Below are 16,446 nucleotides of genomic sequence, written 5' to 3' on the forward strand. Positions count from 1 at the left end.
AACAAAAAAGGTTGACGAATTTCGTCAACCTTTTTTGTTTTTATCTGTTGTAGAAGATCCCCAACTCGCTCGTTCCTCGCTCTTGAGGATGACTTTTTTTAAAAGTCAGGTTTTACATCATGGGATGATTGGATAATGTAGCTATTTTCGTCATTCCTAAGACTGACGAAGGAGTAGGGAATCTCTAACAAAGAGAGGGTATCCGTTATAGTACGCTCATTCCTTGCGCTTCTAACATATCAACGAGATCGATCAGAGGTAAACCGATCAAGGTATTCGGGTCTTTACCTTCCATCTGTTTAAATAGCGCGATACCTAACCCTTCACACATAAAACTGCCCGCGCAGTAATAAGGTTGTTCTTTCTCAACATAAGAAATGATCTGCTGCTGTGTTAAATCACGGAAACGCACGATGAAGGTATCTAAGCGAGTGTCGGCTTTATTGGTTTCACTGTTCCATACGGTTATCCCAGTATAGAAAGTGATGCTTTTACCGCTTTGGCGAGATAGTTGCTCAATCGCTTTTTCACGAGTGTGTGGTTTACCAATGATTTCTCCATCAATCACACACACTTGATCAGAGCCGATCACTAAGCTTGGTTTTTCAATCACACAAGACTTGGCTTTCGTCTCAGCAAGACGCATTACCAATTGTTGAGGAGTCTCTTCTGGAAGTGGCGTTTCATCGCAGTCAGGCTTCGCTGTGATAAAGTCTAACTGTAGTTTTTTGAGGATCTCTTGCCTAAATGGTGAGGTAGAAGCTAAAACTAGTTGGTAATTTCTCATTTTAATTTACAATTCGTGTAAGCATTTAGTTCAGGATAACGTAACTTATCCTGCTATTCATAATGCTCTGAACAGGAAAGGTAGGAAAGTACATTTTTTTTGCTATTTCCTTTGACTAAACACGATTTGGAAGATAAGATTCGCGCCCTATGCAAAAGGAAAAAATACCGCGTACAGTTGATCCGGCAAGAACGGCTCAAAAACGACTCGATATGGATGGTATCATTCAAGTCAGTCTTTTGAAGCGTTTAACTGAAACAACTGAAGGCGTAAAACGTGACGCGCAAGTCTCAATGTCATTTGGGCTTGATGAACAACGATTAGTCGTTATCTCTGGTAAAGCTAACGTCGAAGTCGATTTAGAGTGTCAACGTTGTAATGAGGTTTTCGCACATGAGTGCGATGTCCAATTTACTTATACTCCTGTTTACAGCGAGAAAAGTGAAGAGGAAGCACCGGAAGAGTACGATTTGGTAGATCTGAACGAGTACGGTGAGTTAGACCTGATTCAATTAGTTGAAGACGAGTTCATCCTTGGATTGCCACAAATAGCAATGCACGACGATGCGAAATGTAGCGTTAACTCAAATAACTTGGTGTTTGGTGAACTTCCTGAAGAAATTGAGGAAGATAAAAAGCCGAATCCATTTGATGTTTTAAAAAACTTAAAGAAGTAACTTATTAGTAAGTATCTTTAAGAATTTACATAGGAGTAGGGTCAATGGCCGTACAAAAGAGCAAGAAATCACGTTCAATGCGTGGCATGCGTCGTTCACACGATGCGCTAACTACAGCTGCACTTTCTGTAGACGCAACTTCAGGTGAAACTCACCTACGTCACAACGTGACTGCCGAAGGTTTCTACCGCGGCAAAAAGGTTATCAACAAGTAAGGTTGACCTTTGCAAAATCTAACCGTTGCGCTTGATGCAATGGGCGGGGACTTCGGTCCTCGTGTAACAGTGCCTGCCGCCGTGCAGGCACTGTCGTATTTCCCAGAGCTAAAAGTCATTCTCATAGGTGATCGAAATGCGATCACATCTCAATTATCTTCATTAGGTCGAATGCCTGATTCTCGTTTGAGTATCCAGCATTGTGATCGAGTCATTTCCAATTCTGAAAAACCTTCACTAGCCTTACGTAATAGTCAGGGTAGTTCTATGCGTGCTGCTATCGATCTGGTTGCCGAATCACAAGCTGATGCTTGTGTGAGTGGTGGTAACACTGGCGCACTGATGGCGTTATCTCGTTTCAGACTCAAACTCCTTCCCGGTATTGATAGGCCTGCATTGGTTTCAGCTTTGCCCACCGCTTCTGGCAACCGTACATGGATGCTTGATTTAGGGGCGAACGTTTCCAGTGACGCAGATTCACTGTTTCAGTTTGCTGTAATGGGCAGTGCGTTAGCGGAACAACATTTAGGCCGCGCTCCACGTGTCGCTATTTTGAATATCGGCGCAGAAGAAATCAAAGGCAATGACCTTGTGAAACGATGCGCGGAAATGTTGTCTAATACTCAGTCTGTGAACTTCATAGGCTATATTGAAGGTAATCAATTACTTCAAGATGCTGCTGATGTCGTCGTATGTGATGGTTTTGTGGGCAATGTCTGCTTAAAAACGTGCGAAGGTACGGCCCAGCTCTTTATTGATAAGCTAAAAACGCGCATGATGGCTTCAACAATAAAGGGTTGGATTGCCAGAAAGTTGTTTTCTGAGCTATTTACTGAATTAAAAACCTTGAACCCCGACCAGTATAACGGCGCAAGTTTGTTAGGATTGCGCGGCATTGTCATTAAAAGTCATGGAAGTGCTGATGTGTCTGCAGTCGTCAACGCGATTGGTGAAGCAGTACACGAGGTCAAACGACAAGTCCCCAGCCGCATTAGCGATCGTTTGGAAGCGGTTTTACTCGAGAGGCATTATTAGTCTTCATGTATAGCAAAATTTTAGGTACTGGCAGCTACTTGCCATCTCAGGTGCGTACTAACGCAGACTTAGAGAAAATGGTAGAGACTAGCGATGAGTGGATCGTTGCTAGAACAGGTATTAAAGAGCGTCGTATTTCAGCGGAAAACGAAACCGTTGCGGATATGGCGTTTTACGCTGCTGAGAATGCCATTGAAATGGCAGGTATTGACAAAGAAGATATTGATTTAATCATCGTTGCGACAACCAGCAGTAGCCATACATTCCCGTCTTCGGCATGTCAGGTACAAGGTAAGCTTGGTATCAAAGGCTGCCCTGCGTTTGATTTAGCTGCGGCGTGTTCTGGCTTTGTCTATGCACTGTCTGTTGCTGATCAACACATCAAGACGGGTATGTGTAAAAACGTTTTGGTAATCGGTGCGGATGCGCTGTCAAAAACCTGTGATCCGACTGACCGCTCTACTATCATCTTATTTGGTGATGCTGCAGGCGCGGTGGTTGTAGGCGCGAGCGAAGAGCCAGGTATTTTGTCTACTCACATTTACTCTGATGGTAAATATGGTGAGCTTCTAAGCCTAGAAGTTCCAGAGCGTGGCGGTGATGCAGACAAATGGCTGCACATGGCGGGCAACGAAGTATTTAAAGTGGCGGTAACTCAGCTTTCTAAGCTAGTTAAAGACACATTAGCTGCGAACAATATGGATAAGTCAGAGCTTGATTGGTTAGTTCCACACCAAGCGAACTACCGTATTATCTCGGCAACCGCTAAAAAACTGACGATGTCGCTTGATCAAGTTGTGATTACTCTTGATAAGCACGGTAATACGTCGGCAGCAACCGTACCAACGGCCCTTGATGAGGCTGTTCGCGACGGGCGAATTAAACGTGGTCAAACACTTCTACTTGAAGCATTTGGCGGCGGCTTCACTTGGGGGTCTGCGTTAGTTAAATTCTAACCCCAAGCGATAATCAACAAACAAGGCACATAACTTATGTGCCTTATTCAATTTTTGCTTTGCTTAAAGGAAAATTACAATGAGCAAATTTGCTATCGTATTCCCAGGCCAAGGCTCTCAAGCTATCGGTATGCTTGCTGACCTAGGCGAACAGTATGATGTTGTTAAAAAGACATTTGCTGAAGCTTCAGAAGCACTTGGTTACGATCTATGGGCATTGGTTCAAGATGGTCCAGTAGAAAATCTAAATGAAACTTTCCGTACTCAACCGGCTCTACTCACTGCGTCTGTTGCAATCTGGCGGGTATGGCAAGAGCTTGGTCTAGAGCAACCTGCAAACCTAGCAGGCCACAGCCTAGGCGAATACTCTGCACTAGTGTGTGCGGGTGTTATCGACTTTAAAGAAGCGATCAAGCTAGTTGAGCTACGTGGCCAACTAATGCAAGAAGCGGTTCCTGCTGGCGTTGGTGCAATGTACGCAATCATCGGTCTAGATGATGAAGCGATTGCTAAAGCTTGTGAAGACGCTGCGCAAGACGAAGTTGTGTCTCCAGTTAACTTTAACTCTCCTGGCCAAGTTGTTATCGCAGGTAACAAGGCGGCAGTAGAGCGTGCTGGTGCTCTATGTAAAGAAGCAGGCGCGAAACGTGCTCTTCCTTTACCTGTATCTGTGCCGTCTCACTGTGCTCTTATGAAGCCTGCAGCAGACAAGCTAGCGGTTGCTCTAGAAGCTCTGGAGTTCAACACGCCGGCACTGCCTGTTATCAATAACGTCGATGTTATTGCTGAAACAGACCCTGCAAAAATCAAAAGCGCACTTGTTCGTCAGCTTTACAGCCCAGTTCGTTGGACTGAAGGCGTACAAGCGATGAATGAGCAAGGCGTTGAGAAGCTACTAGAATTAGGCCCAGGTAAGGTTCTTACTGGTCTAACAAAACGAATCGTAAAAACTATGACAGCTGCTGCAGTTAATGATACTGCATCACTAGACGCTGCTAAGTAAATAACCACTTAATAGAGAAGTTATGATGAATTTAGAAGGCAAAGTTGCACTAGTTACAGGCGCAAGCCGTGGTATCGGTCGTGCAATCGCTGAGCTTTTAGTTGAGCGTGGTGCTAAAGTTATCGGTACTGCTACGTCTGAAGGCGGCGCTGCTGCAATCAGCGAGTACCTTGGTGAGAACGGTAAAGGTCTTGCTCTTAATGTCACTGATGTTGACTCAATTGCTGCTACACTGAAAACCATCAACGATGAATTCGGTGCGATTGACATTCTAGTGAACAACGCAGGTATCACTCGTGATAACCTTCTTATGCGTATGAAAGACGATGAATGGAATGACATCATCGATACTAACCTAACGCCTATCTTCCGCATGTCTAAAGCTGTATTGCGTGGCATGATGAAGAAGCGCCAAGGACGTATCGTAAACGTTGGTTCTGTAGTAGGTACTATGGGTAACGCTGGTCAAGCTAACTACGCAGCAGCAAAAGCTGGTGTAATTGGTTTCACTAAATCAATGGCTCGTGAAGTTGCGTCTCGTGGTATTACAGTGAACACTGTAGCGCCAGGTTTCATTGAAACAGACATGACTAAAGCGCTAAATGATGACCAACGTGCAGCAACTTTGGCGAATGTACCAGCAGGTCGACTAGGTGACCCTCGCGAAATCGCTGAAGCTGTGGTATTTTTGGCGTCACCTGCGGCAGCTTATATCACAGGTGAAACACTTCACGTCAATGGCGGTATGTACATGGTGTAAATTATGTGCAACATTTGTGCATGATTTAAGTCAAGATCATACGTAATTTCGGTTAAAATCGTGAAAATTGTGGTTTGACCAGAAAAGTTGACCTTGCAACTTTCAATAGATTGAATAAACTACGGAAAACATCGCATAAAGCGAACTCTGTAAAGGAAAAGAAAAAATGAGCAACCTCGAAGAACGCGTAAAGAAAATCATTGTTGAACAGCTAGGTGTAGACGAAGCTGAAGTTAAAAACGAAGCTTCTTTCGTTGATGACCTAGGTGCAGATTCTCTAGACACAGTTGAGCTAGTAATGGCTCTAGAAGAAGAATTCGACACTGAAATCCCAGATGACGAAGCTGAGAAAATTACTACTGTTCAAGCTGCTATCGATTACGTAACTAGCGCTCAGTAATAATCTCTCCCAGGCGGTCACCTTGACCGCCTGTGTTTTATCTAACTTATCTATCCTCATCTTAAATCACCTCAATCTCCGGAGTGTAATATCGTGTCCAAGCGTCGTGTAGTTGTCACTGGCATGGGTATGTTGTCGCCGGTAGGCAACACTGTAGAATCTTCTTGGAAAGCCCTGCTAGCTGGTCAAAGTGGTATCGTTAATATCGATCATTTTGATGCAACCAATTTCTCAACTCGTTTTGCAGGTCTAGTCAAAGACTTTAACTGCGAAGAGTATATGACTAAAAAAGATGCTCGTAAGATGGACTTGTTCATCCAGTACGGCGTCGCAGCAGGTATTCAAGCTTTAGATGATTCAGCCCTAACTATTACTGAAGAAAACGCCCCTCGTGTTGGCGTTGCTATCGGTTCTGGTATTGGTGGTCTTGGTTTGATCGAAGCCGGTCACAAGGCTCTAACTGAAAAAGGCCCTCGTAAAATCAGCCCGTTCTTCGTACCGTCGACGATCGTGAATATGATTGCGGGTCACATGTCTATCATGCGTGGCCTACGCGGTCCAAACATCGCGATCTCTACAGCATGTACGACTGGCCTACATAACATTGGCCACGCGGCTCGTATGATTGCATACGGCGATGCTGACGCAATGCTAGCGGGCGGTGCTGAAAAAGCATCTACACCACTAGGTATGGGCGGTTTTGGTGCGGCTAAAGCACTTTCTACTCGTAACGATGAGCCTCAAAAAGCTTCTCGCCCATGGGACAAAGGCCGTGACGGCTTCGTTCTTGGTGACGGTGCAGGCATGATGGTTCTTGAAGAGTATGAACATGCTAAAGCTCGTGGCGCTAAGATTTACTGTGAGCTAGTTGGCTTCGGTATGTCGGGTGACGCTTACCACATGACATCTCCAAGTGAAGATGGCTCTGGTGGTGCACTAGCAATGGAAGCGGCTATGCGTGATGCAGGCATTACTGGTGAAAAAATCGGTTATGTTAACGCACACGGTACTTCGACTCCTGCAGGTGACGTAGCTGAAGTTAAGGGCATCAAGCGTGCTCTTGGCGAAGCAGGCAGCAAGCAAGTCTTGGTTTCTTCTACGAAATCAATGACAGGCCACCTTCTAGGTGCTGCTGGTTCTGCTGAAGCGATCATCACAGCGATGTCTCTAATTGATCAAATTGTTCCACCAACAATCAATTTAGATGATCCTGAAGAAGGCTTAGATATTGACTTAGTACCCCACACTGCGCGTAAAGTTAGCGGTATGGAATATGCTGCATGTAACTCATTCGGTTTCGGTGGTACAAACGGCTGTTTGATCTTCAAAAAGATTTAATCATCTTATTAAAGATGTAAACATTCGTAGATAGTCATAATTAGACTTGTTTTTAAACGGCTTGATGCTTTAGCATTGAGCCGTTTCTTTTTATGGGGAAAAACATGTTTTGGGTTGATGGAGAAAGCCAGCAAACAGTCGATATCTTGGATCGCTCGTTTCAGTACGGGGATGGCTGTTTTACCACCATGCTTGTCCAAGAGGGTCAGGTTCAACATTTTTATGATCATCAATGTCGTGTCGACGAATGCCTTAAAGCGTTACGTATTCCGACACTTGATTGGGATGTTGTTAGCCTTTGGATCGATAATGCACTTCAACATATCCAAGATAACGATCTTCACGGAACAAAGAGCCTTTATGGTTCAAAGATCCTCCATGATACAAACAAGCCTCATAATCAAAAAGCTGGGATTAAGCTACACGTTAGCCGTGGGGCCGGCGGTCGTGGCTACAGTGCCAAGAATATCGCCAAGCCAACGATAACCATCAGTACATTTGATTTCCCTCGTCATTATTCAGCGTGGCAAGATTCTGGTGTAGAACTCGGTATCTGCCAACAAGCATTAGGTTTGAGCCCACTGCTCGCAGGCCATAAGCACAATAATCGTCTTGAGCAGATCTTGATGAAAGATGAAATGGATCAGGCCGATGAAGCTGATGGTGTAGTTCTTGATATCTCGGGCAATGTGATTGAAACCACCATGGCCAATCTATTTTGGCGAAAAGGTCAGATGATATATACACCTCAACTCACGCAAAGTGGTGTGGCAGGGGTTATGCGTAAGCAAGTGTTAACCGCGCTGAATCAAGCTGAACTTTCCGTTACAATTAGTGACTACTGCTTATCTCAACTCATGCAAGCTGATGAGATTTTCATGACCAACTCCATCTTAGGGGTTGCCCCAGTTACCCGTATTAGTGATACCCAATTCAACATTGGAACCGTTACTCGTAGCCTTCAAGGACAACTAAACTCGTGATCAAAAAGTTATTTATTTTTATTATCTTGTGCTTAATCGCAGCCGCTGCTGCTGGTTTTTATGTTTACAACCAAGCGCAAGATAACCTGAAACAAGTTATTCAATTAGAAAAACCGCAGGTGGTTACCGTTGCTTCAGGCAGCAGCTTTAACCGTGTTCTAGCACAGTTGATTAACGAGGGGCTTTTTGAAGCTTCTCCTTACGAGAAATTAATCCGTAAGTTACATCCTGAGCTTGTAGACGTAAAAGCGGGTACATTCCTGCTTGAACCCGGTTTAACCCTAGAGCAGGCGCTACAAGTGCTTGTAGAAGGGAAAGAGCACCAATTTACCATTACCTTCGTAGAAGGCAGTCGTTTTGACGAGTGGCTTGTTCAGCTAAAAGACAACGAATTCATTCAGCAGACGTTGAATGATGTCTCTGAAAAAGAGATCGCACAAAAGCTTGGTATCGAAAATGAAAAGCTAGAAGGCCTTTTCTTAGCGGAAACATACCACTATACCTACGGCACAACGGATTTAGATTTGTTGAAACGTGCCCACCGAGATCTAATGAACGTAGTCAATGATGAATGGGAAAATAGAGCCGAGAAACTGCCTCTTAAATCGCCATATGAAGCCCTAATTCTTGCGTCTATCATTGAGAAAGAGACTGCAGTAGCATCAGAGCGTGAACGTGTGTCTTCTGTGTTCGTTAATCGCTTGAACAAGCGTATGCGTCTGCAAACTGACCCAACGGTTATCTACGGCATGGGCGACAGTTACAAAGGCAATATACGTAAGAAAGACTTACGTACTCCAACGCCATACAACACTTATACAATGAGTGGTTTACCACCGACGCCTATTGCAATGGCGGGCAAAGCGTCTATCAATGCTGCGCTGAATCCAGAGAAGAGCAACTACCTGTATTTCGTTGCGAGTGGAACAGGCGGTCACGTATTTTCAAAGAGTTTGACTGAGCATAACCGTGCAGTACGAGCTTACTTAAAGCAATTAAGAAAAAACAAATAAAGAAATAATTATGAATCAGTCGAAATTTATCGTAGTTGAAGGCCTTGAAGGTGCTGGCAAAAGTACAGCAATCAATGCCATCGTTGAGACATTAAAAGCATCGGGTGTTGAAGATATCGTCAATACTCGAGAGCCGGGTGGCACGGTCTTGGCGGAAAAAATGCGTTCATTGGTAAAAGAAGAACACGAAGGTGAGAAGCTTCAAGATATGACGGAACTACTGTTGATGTACGCAGCACGTGTTCAATTAGTAGAAAACGTCATCAAGCCCGCACTAGACTGCGGTAAATGGGTATTGGGTGATCGTCATGATATGTCTTCTCAAGCATACCAAGGTGGTGGTCGTCAGATAGCCCGCACTACGATGGAATCACTGAAAGCAACCACGCTAGGCGGCTTTAAACCAGATCTAACGCTATATTTGGACCTAGACCCTAGAGTAGGGCTAGAGCGTGCCAGAGGTCGTGGTGAGCTTGATAGAATTGAAAAGATGGATATCTCATTTTTTGACCGAACGCGTGAGCGTTATCTAGAAATCGCAGGGCAAGACGATTCTGTACTCGTGATTAATGCGCAGCAAGAAATTGAGCAAGTAGCCGCTGATATTAAAGTCGCGCTCAGTGCTTGGCTTAATAAACAGTAGGTATTTATGGCTGAAGTGTATTCTTGGCTCACACCGGTATGGAGTGAGTGGAAAAAAAGTCTCGATGCAGAGCGCTTTCCTAACTCTATGATTGTTAATGCACCGGAAGGGCTCGGCGTTGATGCGCTGATTAGCCAACTTACCGATGCATTGATGTGTACTAATTACGAAAGCGAGTCGTGCGGCTTTTGTCACAGCTGTGAACTGATGAAGTCGGGGAGTCACCCGGATTTCCATGTGATTGAACCTGAGAAAGAAGGTAAATCGATTACGGTTGACCAAGTGCGTGCGAGTAACCGTTGGGCTCAACAATCGTCTCAGTTAGGTGGCCTTCGTGTCATCTTGCTGAATCCAGCTGAAGCGACGAACGAATCGGCGTCTAATGCGCTGTTGAAAACGCTGGAAGAACCTGCGAGTAACTGTATTTTCATTCTTTCGACGCGCAATAGTAATCGTTTAATGCCGACTATTCTTAGCCGTTGTCAGCAATTTAATGTGGTGTGCCCACAATTGGATGCGGGATCGGCATGGTTAGATGGAGAAGTCGGTAAAACGGTTCCCCAGTACATATTGGCATTGAATGACAACGCACCTTTGAAAGCCAAAGCGATGTTTGAGCAAGGCGGTGTTGAAGCCTCAACAAAAGTGCTCGATGGCTTTGTCAATGTTATCAAAGGTGTCCAACCAGACATGCTAAAGTTCTCTGCAAATCTGAGTAAGGAGCCTCTGGTTCAACTAGGTTGGCTATGGCATTTATTGTCTGACGTGCAAAAGCTGCATTTTGGTTTAGCGAGCAAGGCGATCACCCCGAGTGCCAGCGCACTCTCTGAGGTAATGTCTTATCAAAGTGCTTACACAGCATCGAATAAACTGTTGATATTGATTGAGCAGTTAAAGCAACACCCTGGGCTCAATACGGAGCTGCTTATAATGAATTGGCTAATTGCTACTTGCGAGGAAACATGTTCGTAGATTCCCACTGTCATTTAGACAAACTGGATTACCAAGATTTACACACCAGCGTAGAAGACGTGGTTAATAAGGCGAAGGCAGCAAACGTAGACCAACTGCTTTCTGTCGGTGTGACATTAGACTCGTTTGAAAATATGCTTGAGATGATCTCGCCGTTCGATAACGTTAAAGCCTCTTGTGGCGTTCACCCTCTCGATGTAGAGAGCGATTTCTGTCTGGAAAGAATGCGTGAGTATGCGAGCAACCCAAAGGTTGTGGCGATAGGTGAGACAGGCTTAGATTATCACTACCAGCCAGAGACGGCAGAACTGCAACAGCTTAGGTTCAAGCAACATGTAGAGCTGGCAGTAGAGCTAAATAAGCCTTTGATCATCCATACGCGTAACGCGCGTGAAGATACGTTAGCTATTTTACGCGATGGTGGAGCAGAGAAGTGTGGCGGTGTGATTCATTGCTTTACCGAAGATCAAGCGTTCGCTGAAGCGGCAATGGAACTGGGTTTTTATATCTCGATTTCAGGTATTGTGACCTTTAAACAAGCCACAGAACTTAAAGATGTTGTGAAGAACTTACCTCTAAATAGGTTGCTGATCGAGACAGATTCGCCATATTTGGCTCCGATTCCATATCGAGGTAAACAGAATCAGCCTGCATATGTGGTCGAAGTAGCGGCTTATATTGCGCAGTTGAAAGGGCTGTCAATGAAAGAAGTTGCTGAACAAACGACCAGAAATTACCAAAAACTTTTTTTGCGATAAAAAACTAACTAAACAAACAAAAGGGAGCGAAAGCTCCCTTTTTGTGTTTTTGATCACCAAAAGTACGTTTTTTTTTAATGTTTACGAATTATGTTGAACTTGAGAGCACTATTTATAACATTTGTAATTTTGTTACTAAAAATAACATTAGCTCCTATTTTATTTACCCAGTAAAATAATACCCTAATTAAAAAATAACCATTATTTTCAATTGCTTATGGGCCTGTAAAGCATTGCATTTCTAGATTTGACATGTGATCCAAGACGTATTTTGAAACTAAATTTCGTAAGTGACTAGAAAGTTAGTTCCCCATCAATATATATTTAGCGGCAGAAAATATAATGCAATACATGGTTACATTTTCACTGGGTGCTAACATATAGGCTACGGGGGTGTGCCGTTAGAACCCATATAATTATTTTATCTTTATCAGGAGCATAAACATGTTTAAGAACCTTTTTGCTAACCTGCAGAAAGTTGGTAAGTCTCTGATGCTACCAGTATCAGTTTTACCAGTTGCGGGTATTTTGCTAGGTGTCGGTGCAGCAGACCTTCCTTTCATTCCAGAAATCGTTTCAAACTTAATGGAACAAGCGGGTGGTTCAGTATTCGGTCAAATGGCACTACTGTTCGCAGTAGGTGTAGCACTTGGCTTTACTAATAACGACGGTGTAGCTGGTCTAGCTGCTATCGTTGGTTACGGCATCATGACTGCTACACTTGGCGTAATGGCTGGTGTAATGGGCGTTGATAAAATCGATACTGGTGTACTAGGTGGTATCCTAGTCGGTGGTGTTGCTGCTTGGGCATTCAACCGTTTCTTCCGTATTCAACTACCAGAGTACCTTGGCTTCTTCGCTGGTAAGCGTGCCGTGCCAATCATCACAGGTTTCTCTGCGATTGGTCTAGCTATCCTACTATCTGTAGTATGGCCACCAGTTGGCGGCGCTATCTCTGCGTTCTCTGATTGGGCTGCTCACCAAAACCCACAAGTGGCGTTTGGTATCTACGGTATCGTTGAGCGTTCTCTAATTCCATTTGGCCTTCACCACGTTTGGAACGTACCTTTCTTCTTTGAAGCTGGTACTTGTGTAAACGCCGCTGGCGAAACTCAAAACGGTGTTCTTACTTGTTACCTAGTTGCTGATGACGCATCTCGTGCAGCGGGCAATGGCTTCGGTCAGCTAGCTGGTGGTTACATGTTCAAGATGTTCGGTCTACCTGCTGCTGCAATCGCAATTGCACATTCAGCTAAACCTGAAAACCGCGCTAAAGTAATGGGCATCATGGCTTCTGCTGCGTTGACTTCATTCCTAACGGGTATCACTGAACCAATCGAATTCTCATTCCTATTCGTTGCTCCAGTACTGTACGCAATCCACGCTCTACTAGCTGGTTCTGCTTACGTTCTTGCTAACACTCTAGGTTTTGTACACGGTACATCTTTCTCACACGGTCTAATCGACTTCCTAGTTCTATCTGGCAACGCGTCTAAGATGGGCCTAATGGTTGTATGTGGTATTGGTTACGCTGCAATTTACTACATCGTATTCCGCACTGTGATTAAAGCACTTGACCTTAAAACTCCAGGTCGCGAAGACGAGTCAGAAGACGACATCGTTGCAACTGGTACAGAGCTTGCTGGTGAGTTAGTTGCTGCATTCGGTGGCAAAGCGAACATCACTGGTCTTGACGCTTGTATTACTCGTCTACGTGTTGCAGTTGCTGATACAGAAGCTGTTGACCAAGACAAACTGAAGAAACTAGGCGCTGCAGGTGTTGTTGTAGTTGCTGGTGGCGTACAAGCTATCTTCGGTACTAAGTCTGACAATCTTAAAACAGACATGGATGAGTGGATCCGTAACAACGGTTAATTCACTGATTCAATAAATTAAAAGGAGGCCGAAAGGCCTCCTTTTTTGTTTTCTGCGACATAAAGATCTTTCTACGTTTCATCTTTTTTAACTCCGTGAGTTACCACTCAACTTGATGTGTTGATGCTCGTTTTTGAGCTTCTAATGGTTGCGATCTTTAACCAAGCGATGACATCTATAGCTATGATTCAAGTAATCTTCCGTTTTTCAAAACAGTCTGAGAATATTATGAAACATCGTTACTTGATCGGCCTTATGTGCTGCAGCGGGGCCTCGTTTGCTCATGCTTCTGAAGCCACAGATTTAGAAGTTGGACTAGCTATCGACCAAGACCTGAGTGTCGTTGTGGAATTTGATCAGAAATACCGGGCTACGATTGGCAATGACGGCGCTGCATTTGACTATATCTGGAAACGCGGTCAATTTGAGACTGAAGCTCCATTGAGCTGGTACGTGGGTGCTGGTGCTTGGGCTGAATGGAACGACGACTTTGGTTTGCGTTTACCGTTAGGCGTGAAAGTGAATTTCTACGAAGGTTGGAATGCTTACGCACAAGTTCACCCTGAGCTCGACATGTATAAAGGTGTTGAGTTGCAAGTGGGTGGTGCATTGGGTGTCACTTACAAGTTCTAAATTGAAATAAAACCGTTTTTATAATGAAAAAGCCAGCATCAAGCTGGTTTTTTCATTTCGTTAGAATACTTCTAGTCTAAAGACTTATTGATCCAATATAGGGACTCAACCTAGAAGGTAAAACTCAATCCAACATTGGCTTGGAATTGATTCATCCAGTCAGTATCAAAGCGGATGATGCAGTCTTGACCATTGCTCGGTACGTTACAAACACCAGAGGTGTCGTTGTCGACCACAGTACCTAGCCAACGCACTTGTGTATTTAACGCTAAGCGATTACTAAATTTGTACTCTAAGCCACCAAAGATAGAAGTTGAGAAGCCATATTTATCCTTTGCCCAGTCTACATCAACGTAAGAAGCCCCAAGGCCGAGCCCTAGATAGCCAGACAACACAGAGGAAGCAGGGTAGTAGATGCTGCTTTGAAAGTGAAGGTATTGGATGGAAGAGCTTAGGTTGAGCGTTTCTAATTCAGAGCTCTGGTTAGAATAGAAAAAGCCGATGCGCCCTTTTTCAAGTGGCGTTTCAATCGCAAAGGTGTAGTTCTCCGAACCTTTCATATCATACGTTTTACCATCCTGGTCTTCGACACTACCGCCTCCGGTATAACCCACCATTGGGGTTATGATGATCTCCGGAGAAGCATACACACTCGAAACGGAGAAAAATGCAATCAGTGCCATCATATTTGCTTTGTTATTCATGAGTATATCCTTGTCCATACACTTACTAATTGTGATGGTTACATCAATATTGTGCGACTAATTTCGACGATTCTTGAAGATACTTCACACACCTGATAAAACTTAAATAGAGACTCGACAAATTAATAATAAGCCAGAGGTGTCTATGGACCATAATCTGAAAAATGCTCTACAAATAACAGTGATCATCTATACCATCATTCTTTCATTTGGTTTTATTGCGATTGGTAGTTAATACCATCTATCGCGAGGCTGGGTTTTAATACTCAGGGAATAATGAATAGTGGGATTATAACCAATATTGATACAGCAATAGACTTGGGTTACTACGCTAAGTTTATTGCTGGAAAAACAGCACTGGTCGCTCAAGGTGGCGGACAGAGAAGTATTTTCACTTCTGGAGTGCTGGATGCCTTTCTTCTTTCTAATTTTGATCCCTTCGATGAATTTTTTGGCACTTCAGCGGGCGCTCTCAACTTATGCGCTTATCTGTGCCGCGATAAGGGCCTTGGCCGTTCTTTCGTTCTCGACCTCACGACTTCACCAGAATTCTTCAATCTCTTTTCTTATATACGGCACAGAAAGAACCTAGGATTAGAATGGGCCTTAGAGCAGATCATGGCGTACCCATACAAGCTTGATCTTGATTTGGGGCGACAAACCCTGGGCGATCGTCAACTCTTTGCTGCGGTAACCGACTCAAAAGATCTTCAAGACCATTACTTTCCTTTGCTGGGTGAAGATTGGTATAAAGTGATGATTGCAACGTGTGCCATCCCTCGTTTATACAATGATGAAATACTGATCGATAATGGAACATACGTAGACGGCGGTGTTTCGGCTGCTATTCCTGTGCAAGAAGCTTGGCGTCGTCAGGCACGATCTATTGTTGTTATTAGAACAGAACCTACCTTTGAGTCGAATGTTGATTTACCCATTCAGGATCAAAAGAAGCCAATTTTAGCGAAGAACAACAGGGCTTCTTTAGAAGAACTTGAATGGTTTCGTGACTCATTGAATAATGTTCAAGGTCATTGGCAACAAAAAGTAGATCAATGGAAAACCGATTGGAGCTCGTTCTTTCAACAACAAATTTTGAGTTCAAAAGAGCAAAAGCGCGACAGGGTGCATTTGGATCTTTTAAATGGTGGTCGATGGTTGTTTGGCGCAGATGATATCTATCGTTTAAGTCACTTGATTGGTGATAAATTTGATTCGGGCTTGGCTGATATGTTGATGGTCCATTACCAAACCTACTCGTTGACTCAGGACTTCCTCAACTCTCCTCCCGATGACGCCTTCGTGGTTCAGATAGCACCTAGCCAACCGCTAAAATCGAGCTCATTAATGAGTGATAAAGAAGACTTATTGCACGATTACCAATTGGGTCTAGAAGCTGGCTACCGTTTTGTAGAAACCTACACCTCTACGGAAAATGCTCGTAGCTCACATATGCCACAGTTGGCAAGCGTCGCTGCTGAGAAGTAATGCTTGATGTTGATAAGTAACACTTCAAGTTGATGAGTTAGCATGTCGTTAGTTTACTATGTCGTTAGTGTATTCTGCCGTTGATTGGTCATGCCGTTAATTGATCATGTCATTAGCGAAGAATGTTCTGAAATGAAAAAGGGTTATTGAACTTGGTTCGATAACCCTTTTTTGTGTACTTTGTTTTATGTATGAATCCCAACCTT

Annotated in this window: 19 protein-coding genes; 17 read left to right on the top strand and 2 right to left on the bottom strand. The window is 43.9% G+C overall.

Going from position 1 to position 16,446, the window contains the following annotated elements; genetic code table 11:
• Positions 1 to 205: 205 nt before the first annotated feature.
• Positions 206 to 787, bottom strand: coding sequence for a Maf family protein (locus tag BCU75_RS00535; RefSeq protein WP_102472656.1), 582 nt, complete (start codon positions 785 to 787; stop codon positions 206 to 208).
• 149 nt (positions 788 to 936) lie between these two features.
• Here BCU75_RS00535 and yceD point away from each other — a divergent pair, with 149 nt between their 5' ends.
• The 15 genes from yceD to BCU75_RS00610 all read left to right on the top strand — a co-directional run bounded on the left by yceD (position 937) and on the right by BCU75_RS00610 (position 14,048).
• Positions 937 to 1,464 (top strand): 23S rRNA accumulation protein YceD, encoded by a 528-nt coding sequence (gene yceD / locus BCU75_RS00540; RefSeq protein ID WP_004733994.1) that lies wholly within the window; start codon positions 937 to 939, stop codon positions 1,462 to 1,464.
• A 44-nt stretch (positions 1,465 to 1,508) separates the two neighbouring features.
• A complete protein-coding gene (rpmF, locus tag BCU75_RS00545) occupies positions 1,509 to 1,679 on the top strand; it encodes a 50S ribosomal protein L32 (protein WP_004737376.1) in 171 nt (56 codons plus the stop codon).
• A 9-nt stretch (positions 1,680 to 1,688) separates the two neighbouring features.
• Entirely contained in the window at positions 1,689 to 2,714 is a 1,026-nt protein-coding gene (gene plsX, locus BCU75_RS00550) for a phosphate acyltransferase PlsX (RefSeq protein WP_076679054.1), read from the top strand.
• Between the two features lie 5 nt (positions 2,715 to 2,719).
• The gene (locus tag BCU75_RS00555; protein WP_010437276.1) at positions 2,720 to 3,670 is read left to right on the top strand and encodes a beta-ketoacyl-ACP synthase III; all 951 of its coding nucleotides are present in this window, start codon (positions 2,720 to 2,722) and stop codon (positions 3,668 to 3,670) included.
• Between the two features lie 79 nt (positions 3,671 to 3,749).
• Positions 3,750 to 4,673: an ACP S-malonyltransferase gene (gene fabD, locus BCU75_RS00560; protein ID WP_102472657.1), complete on the top strand. Its 924-nt coding sequence runs from the start codon at positions 3,750 to 3,752 to the stop codon at positions 4,671 to 4,673.
• A gap of 25 nt (positions 4,674 to 4,698) precedes the next feature.
• Positions 4,699 to 5,433, top strand: coding sequence for a 3-oxoacyl-ACP reductase FabG (gene fabG / locus BCU75_RS00565; protein ID WP_010437280.1), 735 nt, complete (start codon positions 4,699 to 4,701; stop codon positions 5,431 to 5,433).
• Between the two features lie 166 nt (positions 5,434 to 5,599).
• Positions 5,600 to 5,833 (top strand): acyl carrier protein, encoded by a 234-nt coding sequence (gene acpP / locus BCU75_RS00570; RefSeq protein WP_012603569.1) that lies wholly within the window; start codon positions 5,600 to 5,602, stop codon positions 5,831 to 5,833.
• 93 nt (positions 5,834 to 5,926) lie between these two features.
• Entirely contained in the window at positions 5,927 to 7,171 is a 1,245-nt protein-coding gene (gene fabF, locus BCU75_RS00575) for a beta-ketoacyl-ACP synthase II (protein WP_102472658.1), read from the top strand.
• Positions 7,172 to 7,275: 104 nt separating this feature from the next.
• Complete coding sequence (gene pabC, locus BCU75_RS00580) at positions 7,276 to 8,154, top strand: aminodeoxychorismate lyase (RefSeq protein WP_102472769.1); 879 nt, start codon at positions 7,276 to 7,278, stop codon at positions 8,152 to 8,154.
• Positions 8,151 to 9,167 (top strand): endolytic transglycosylase MltG, encoded by a 1,017-nt coding sequence (mltG, locus tag BCU75_RS00585; RefSeq protein WP_102466087.1) that lies wholly within the window; start codon positions 8,151 to 8,153, stop codon positions 9,165 to 9,167. Before pabC ends, mltG begins: the two co-directional genes overlap by 4 nt.
• Positions 9,168 to 9,177: 10 nt before the next feature.
• Positions 9,178 to 9,810 (top strand): dTMP kinase, encoded by a 633-nt coding sequence (tmk, locus tag BCU75_RS00590; RefSeq protein WP_076679050.1) that lies wholly within the window; start codon positions 9,178 to 9,180, stop codon positions 9,808 to 9,810.
• Between the two features lie 6 nt (positions 9,811 to 9,816).
• Positions 9,817 to 10,782 (top strand): DNA polymerase III subunit delta', encoded by a 966-nt coding sequence (locus BCU75_RS00595; protein WP_102472659.1) that lies wholly within the window; start codon positions 9,817 to 9,819, stop codon positions 10,780 to 10,782.
• Positions 10,773 to 11,540 carry a TatD family hydrolase gene (locus BCU75_RS00600; RefSeq protein ID WP_102472660.1) on the top strand — a complete coding sequence of 256 codons (768 nt, stop codon included), beginning with the start codon at positions 10,773 to 10,775 and terminating at the stop codon, positions 11,538 to 11,540. The genes BCU75_RS00595 and BCU75_RS00600 overlap by 10 nt, the downstream gene beginning before the upstream one ends.
• A 444-nt stretch (positions 11,541 to 11,984) precedes the next feature.
• Positions 11,985 to 13,415, top strand: a complete 1,431-nt coding sequence (gene ptsG, locus BCU75_RS00605; protein WP_004736562.1) for a PTS glucose transporter subunit IIBC — start codon at positions 11,985 to 11,987, stop codon at positions 13,413 to 13,415.
• Positions 13,416 to 13,643: 228 nt separating this feature from the next.
• Complete coding sequence (locus tag BCU75_RS00610; protein WP_102472770.1) at positions 13,644 to 14,048, top strand: hypothetical protein; 405 nt, start codon at positions 13,644 to 13,646, stop codon at positions 14,046 to 14,048.
• Positions 14,049 to 14,158: 110 nt separating this feature from the next.
• On the opposite strand, the gene BCU75_RS00615 is transcribed toward BCU75_RS00610, so the two are convergent.
• Positions 14,159 to 14,752, bottom strand: coding sequence for a hypothetical protein (locus tag BCU75_RS00615; protein ID WP_102472661.1), 594 nt, complete (start codon positions 14,750 to 14,752; stop codon positions 14,159 to 14,161).
• Positions 14,753 to 14,897: 145 nt separating this feature from the next.
• On the opposite strand from BCU75_RS00615, the gene BCU75_RS00620 reads away from it, so the two are divergent.
• Both BCU75_RS00620 and BCU75_RS00625 read left to right on the top strand, forming a co-directional pair.
• Positions 14,898 to 14,987 carry a YnhF family membrane protein gene (locus BCU75_RS00620; protein ID WP_102466665.1) on the top strand — a complete coding sequence of 30 codons (90 nt, stop codon included), beginning with the start codon at positions 14,898 to 14,900 and terminating at the stop codon, positions 14,985 to 14,987.
• A 41-nt stretch (positions 14,988 to 15,028) separates the two neighbouring features.
• Positions 15,029 to 16,240, top strand: coding sequence for a patatin-like phospholipase family protein (locus tag BCU75_RS00625; protein WP_102472662.1), 1,212 nt, complete (start codon positions 15,029 to 15,031; stop codon positions 16,238 to 16,240).
• The last annotated feature ends 206 nt before the right edge of the window (positions 16,241 to 16,446 follow it).

This window comes from Vibrio splendidus (genome assembly GCF_002873455.1).
Lineage (GTDB): Bacteria > Pseudomonadota > Gammaproteobacteria > Enterobacterales > Vibrionaceae > Vibrio > Vibrio splendidus_J.

What these genes read in the sequence shown, in the direction of transcription:
- BCU75_RS00535 (WP_102472656.1), bottom strand. Translation starts at nt 787, where the DNA reads ATGAGAAATTACCAACTAGTTTTAGCTTCTACCTCACCATTTAGGCAA.
- yceD (WP_004733994.1), top strand. Translation starts at nt 937, where the DNA reads ATGCAAAAGGAAAAAATACCGCGTACAGTTGATCCGGCAAGAACGGCT.
- rpmF (WP_004737376.1), top strand. Translation starts at nt 1,509, where the DNA reads ATGGCCGTACAAAAGAGCAAGAAATCACGTTCAATGCGTGGCATGCGT.
- BCU75_RS00555 (WP_010437276.1), top strand. Translation starts at nt 2,720, where the DNA reads ATGTATAGCAAAATTTTAGGTACTGGCAGCTACTTGCCATCTCAGGTG.
- fabD (WP_102472657.1), top strand. Translation starts at nt 3,750, where the DNA reads ATGAGCAAATTTGCTATCGTATTCCCAGGCCAAGGCTCTCAAGCTATC.
- fabG (WP_010437280.1), top strand. Translation starts at nt 4,699, where the DNA reads ATGAATTTAGAAGGCAAAGTTGCACTAGTTACAGGCGCAAGCCGTGGT.
- acpP (WP_012603569.1), top strand. Translation starts at nt 5,600, where the DNA reads ATGAGCAACCTCGAAGAACGCGTAAAGAAAATCATTGTTGAACAGCTA.
- pabC (WP_102472769.1), top strand. Translation starts at nt 7,276, where the DNA reads ATGTTTTGGGTTGATGGAGAAAGCCAGCAAACAGTCGATATCTTGGAT.
- tmk (WP_076679050.1), top strand. Translation starts at nt 9,178, where the DNA reads ATGAATCAGTCGAAATTTATCGTAGTTGAAGGCCTTGAAGGTGCTGGC.
- BCU75_RS00595 (WP_102472659.1), top strand. Translation starts at nt 9,817, where the DNA reads ATGGCTGAAGTGTATTCTTGGCTCACACCGGTATGGAGTGAGTGGAAA.
- BCU75_RS00600 (WP_102472660.1), top strand. Translation starts at nt 10,773, where the DNA reads ATGTTCGTAGATTCCCACTGTCATTTAGACAAACTGGATTACCAAGAT.
- ptsG (WP_004736562.1), top strand. Translation starts at nt 11,985, where the DNA reads ATGTTTAAGAACCTTTTTGCTAACCTGCAGAAAGTTGGTAAGTCTCTG.
- BCU75_RS00610 (WP_102472770.1), top strand. Translation starts at nt 13,644, where the DNA reads ATGAAACATCGTTACTTGATCGGCCTTATGTGCTGCAGCGGGGCCTCG.
- BCU75_RS00615 (WP_102472661.1), bottom strand. Translation starts at nt 14,752, where the DNA reads ATGAATAACAAAGCAAATATGATGGCACTGATTGCATTTTTCTCCGTT.
- BCU75_RS00620 (WP_102466665.1), top strand. Translation starts at nt 14,898, where the DNA reads ATGGACCATAATCTGAAAAATGCTCTACAAATAACAGTGATCATCTAT.
- BCU75_RS00625 (WP_102472662.1), top strand. Translation starts at nt 15,029, where the DNA reads ATGAATAGTGGGATTATAACCAATATTGATACAGCAATAGACTTGGGT.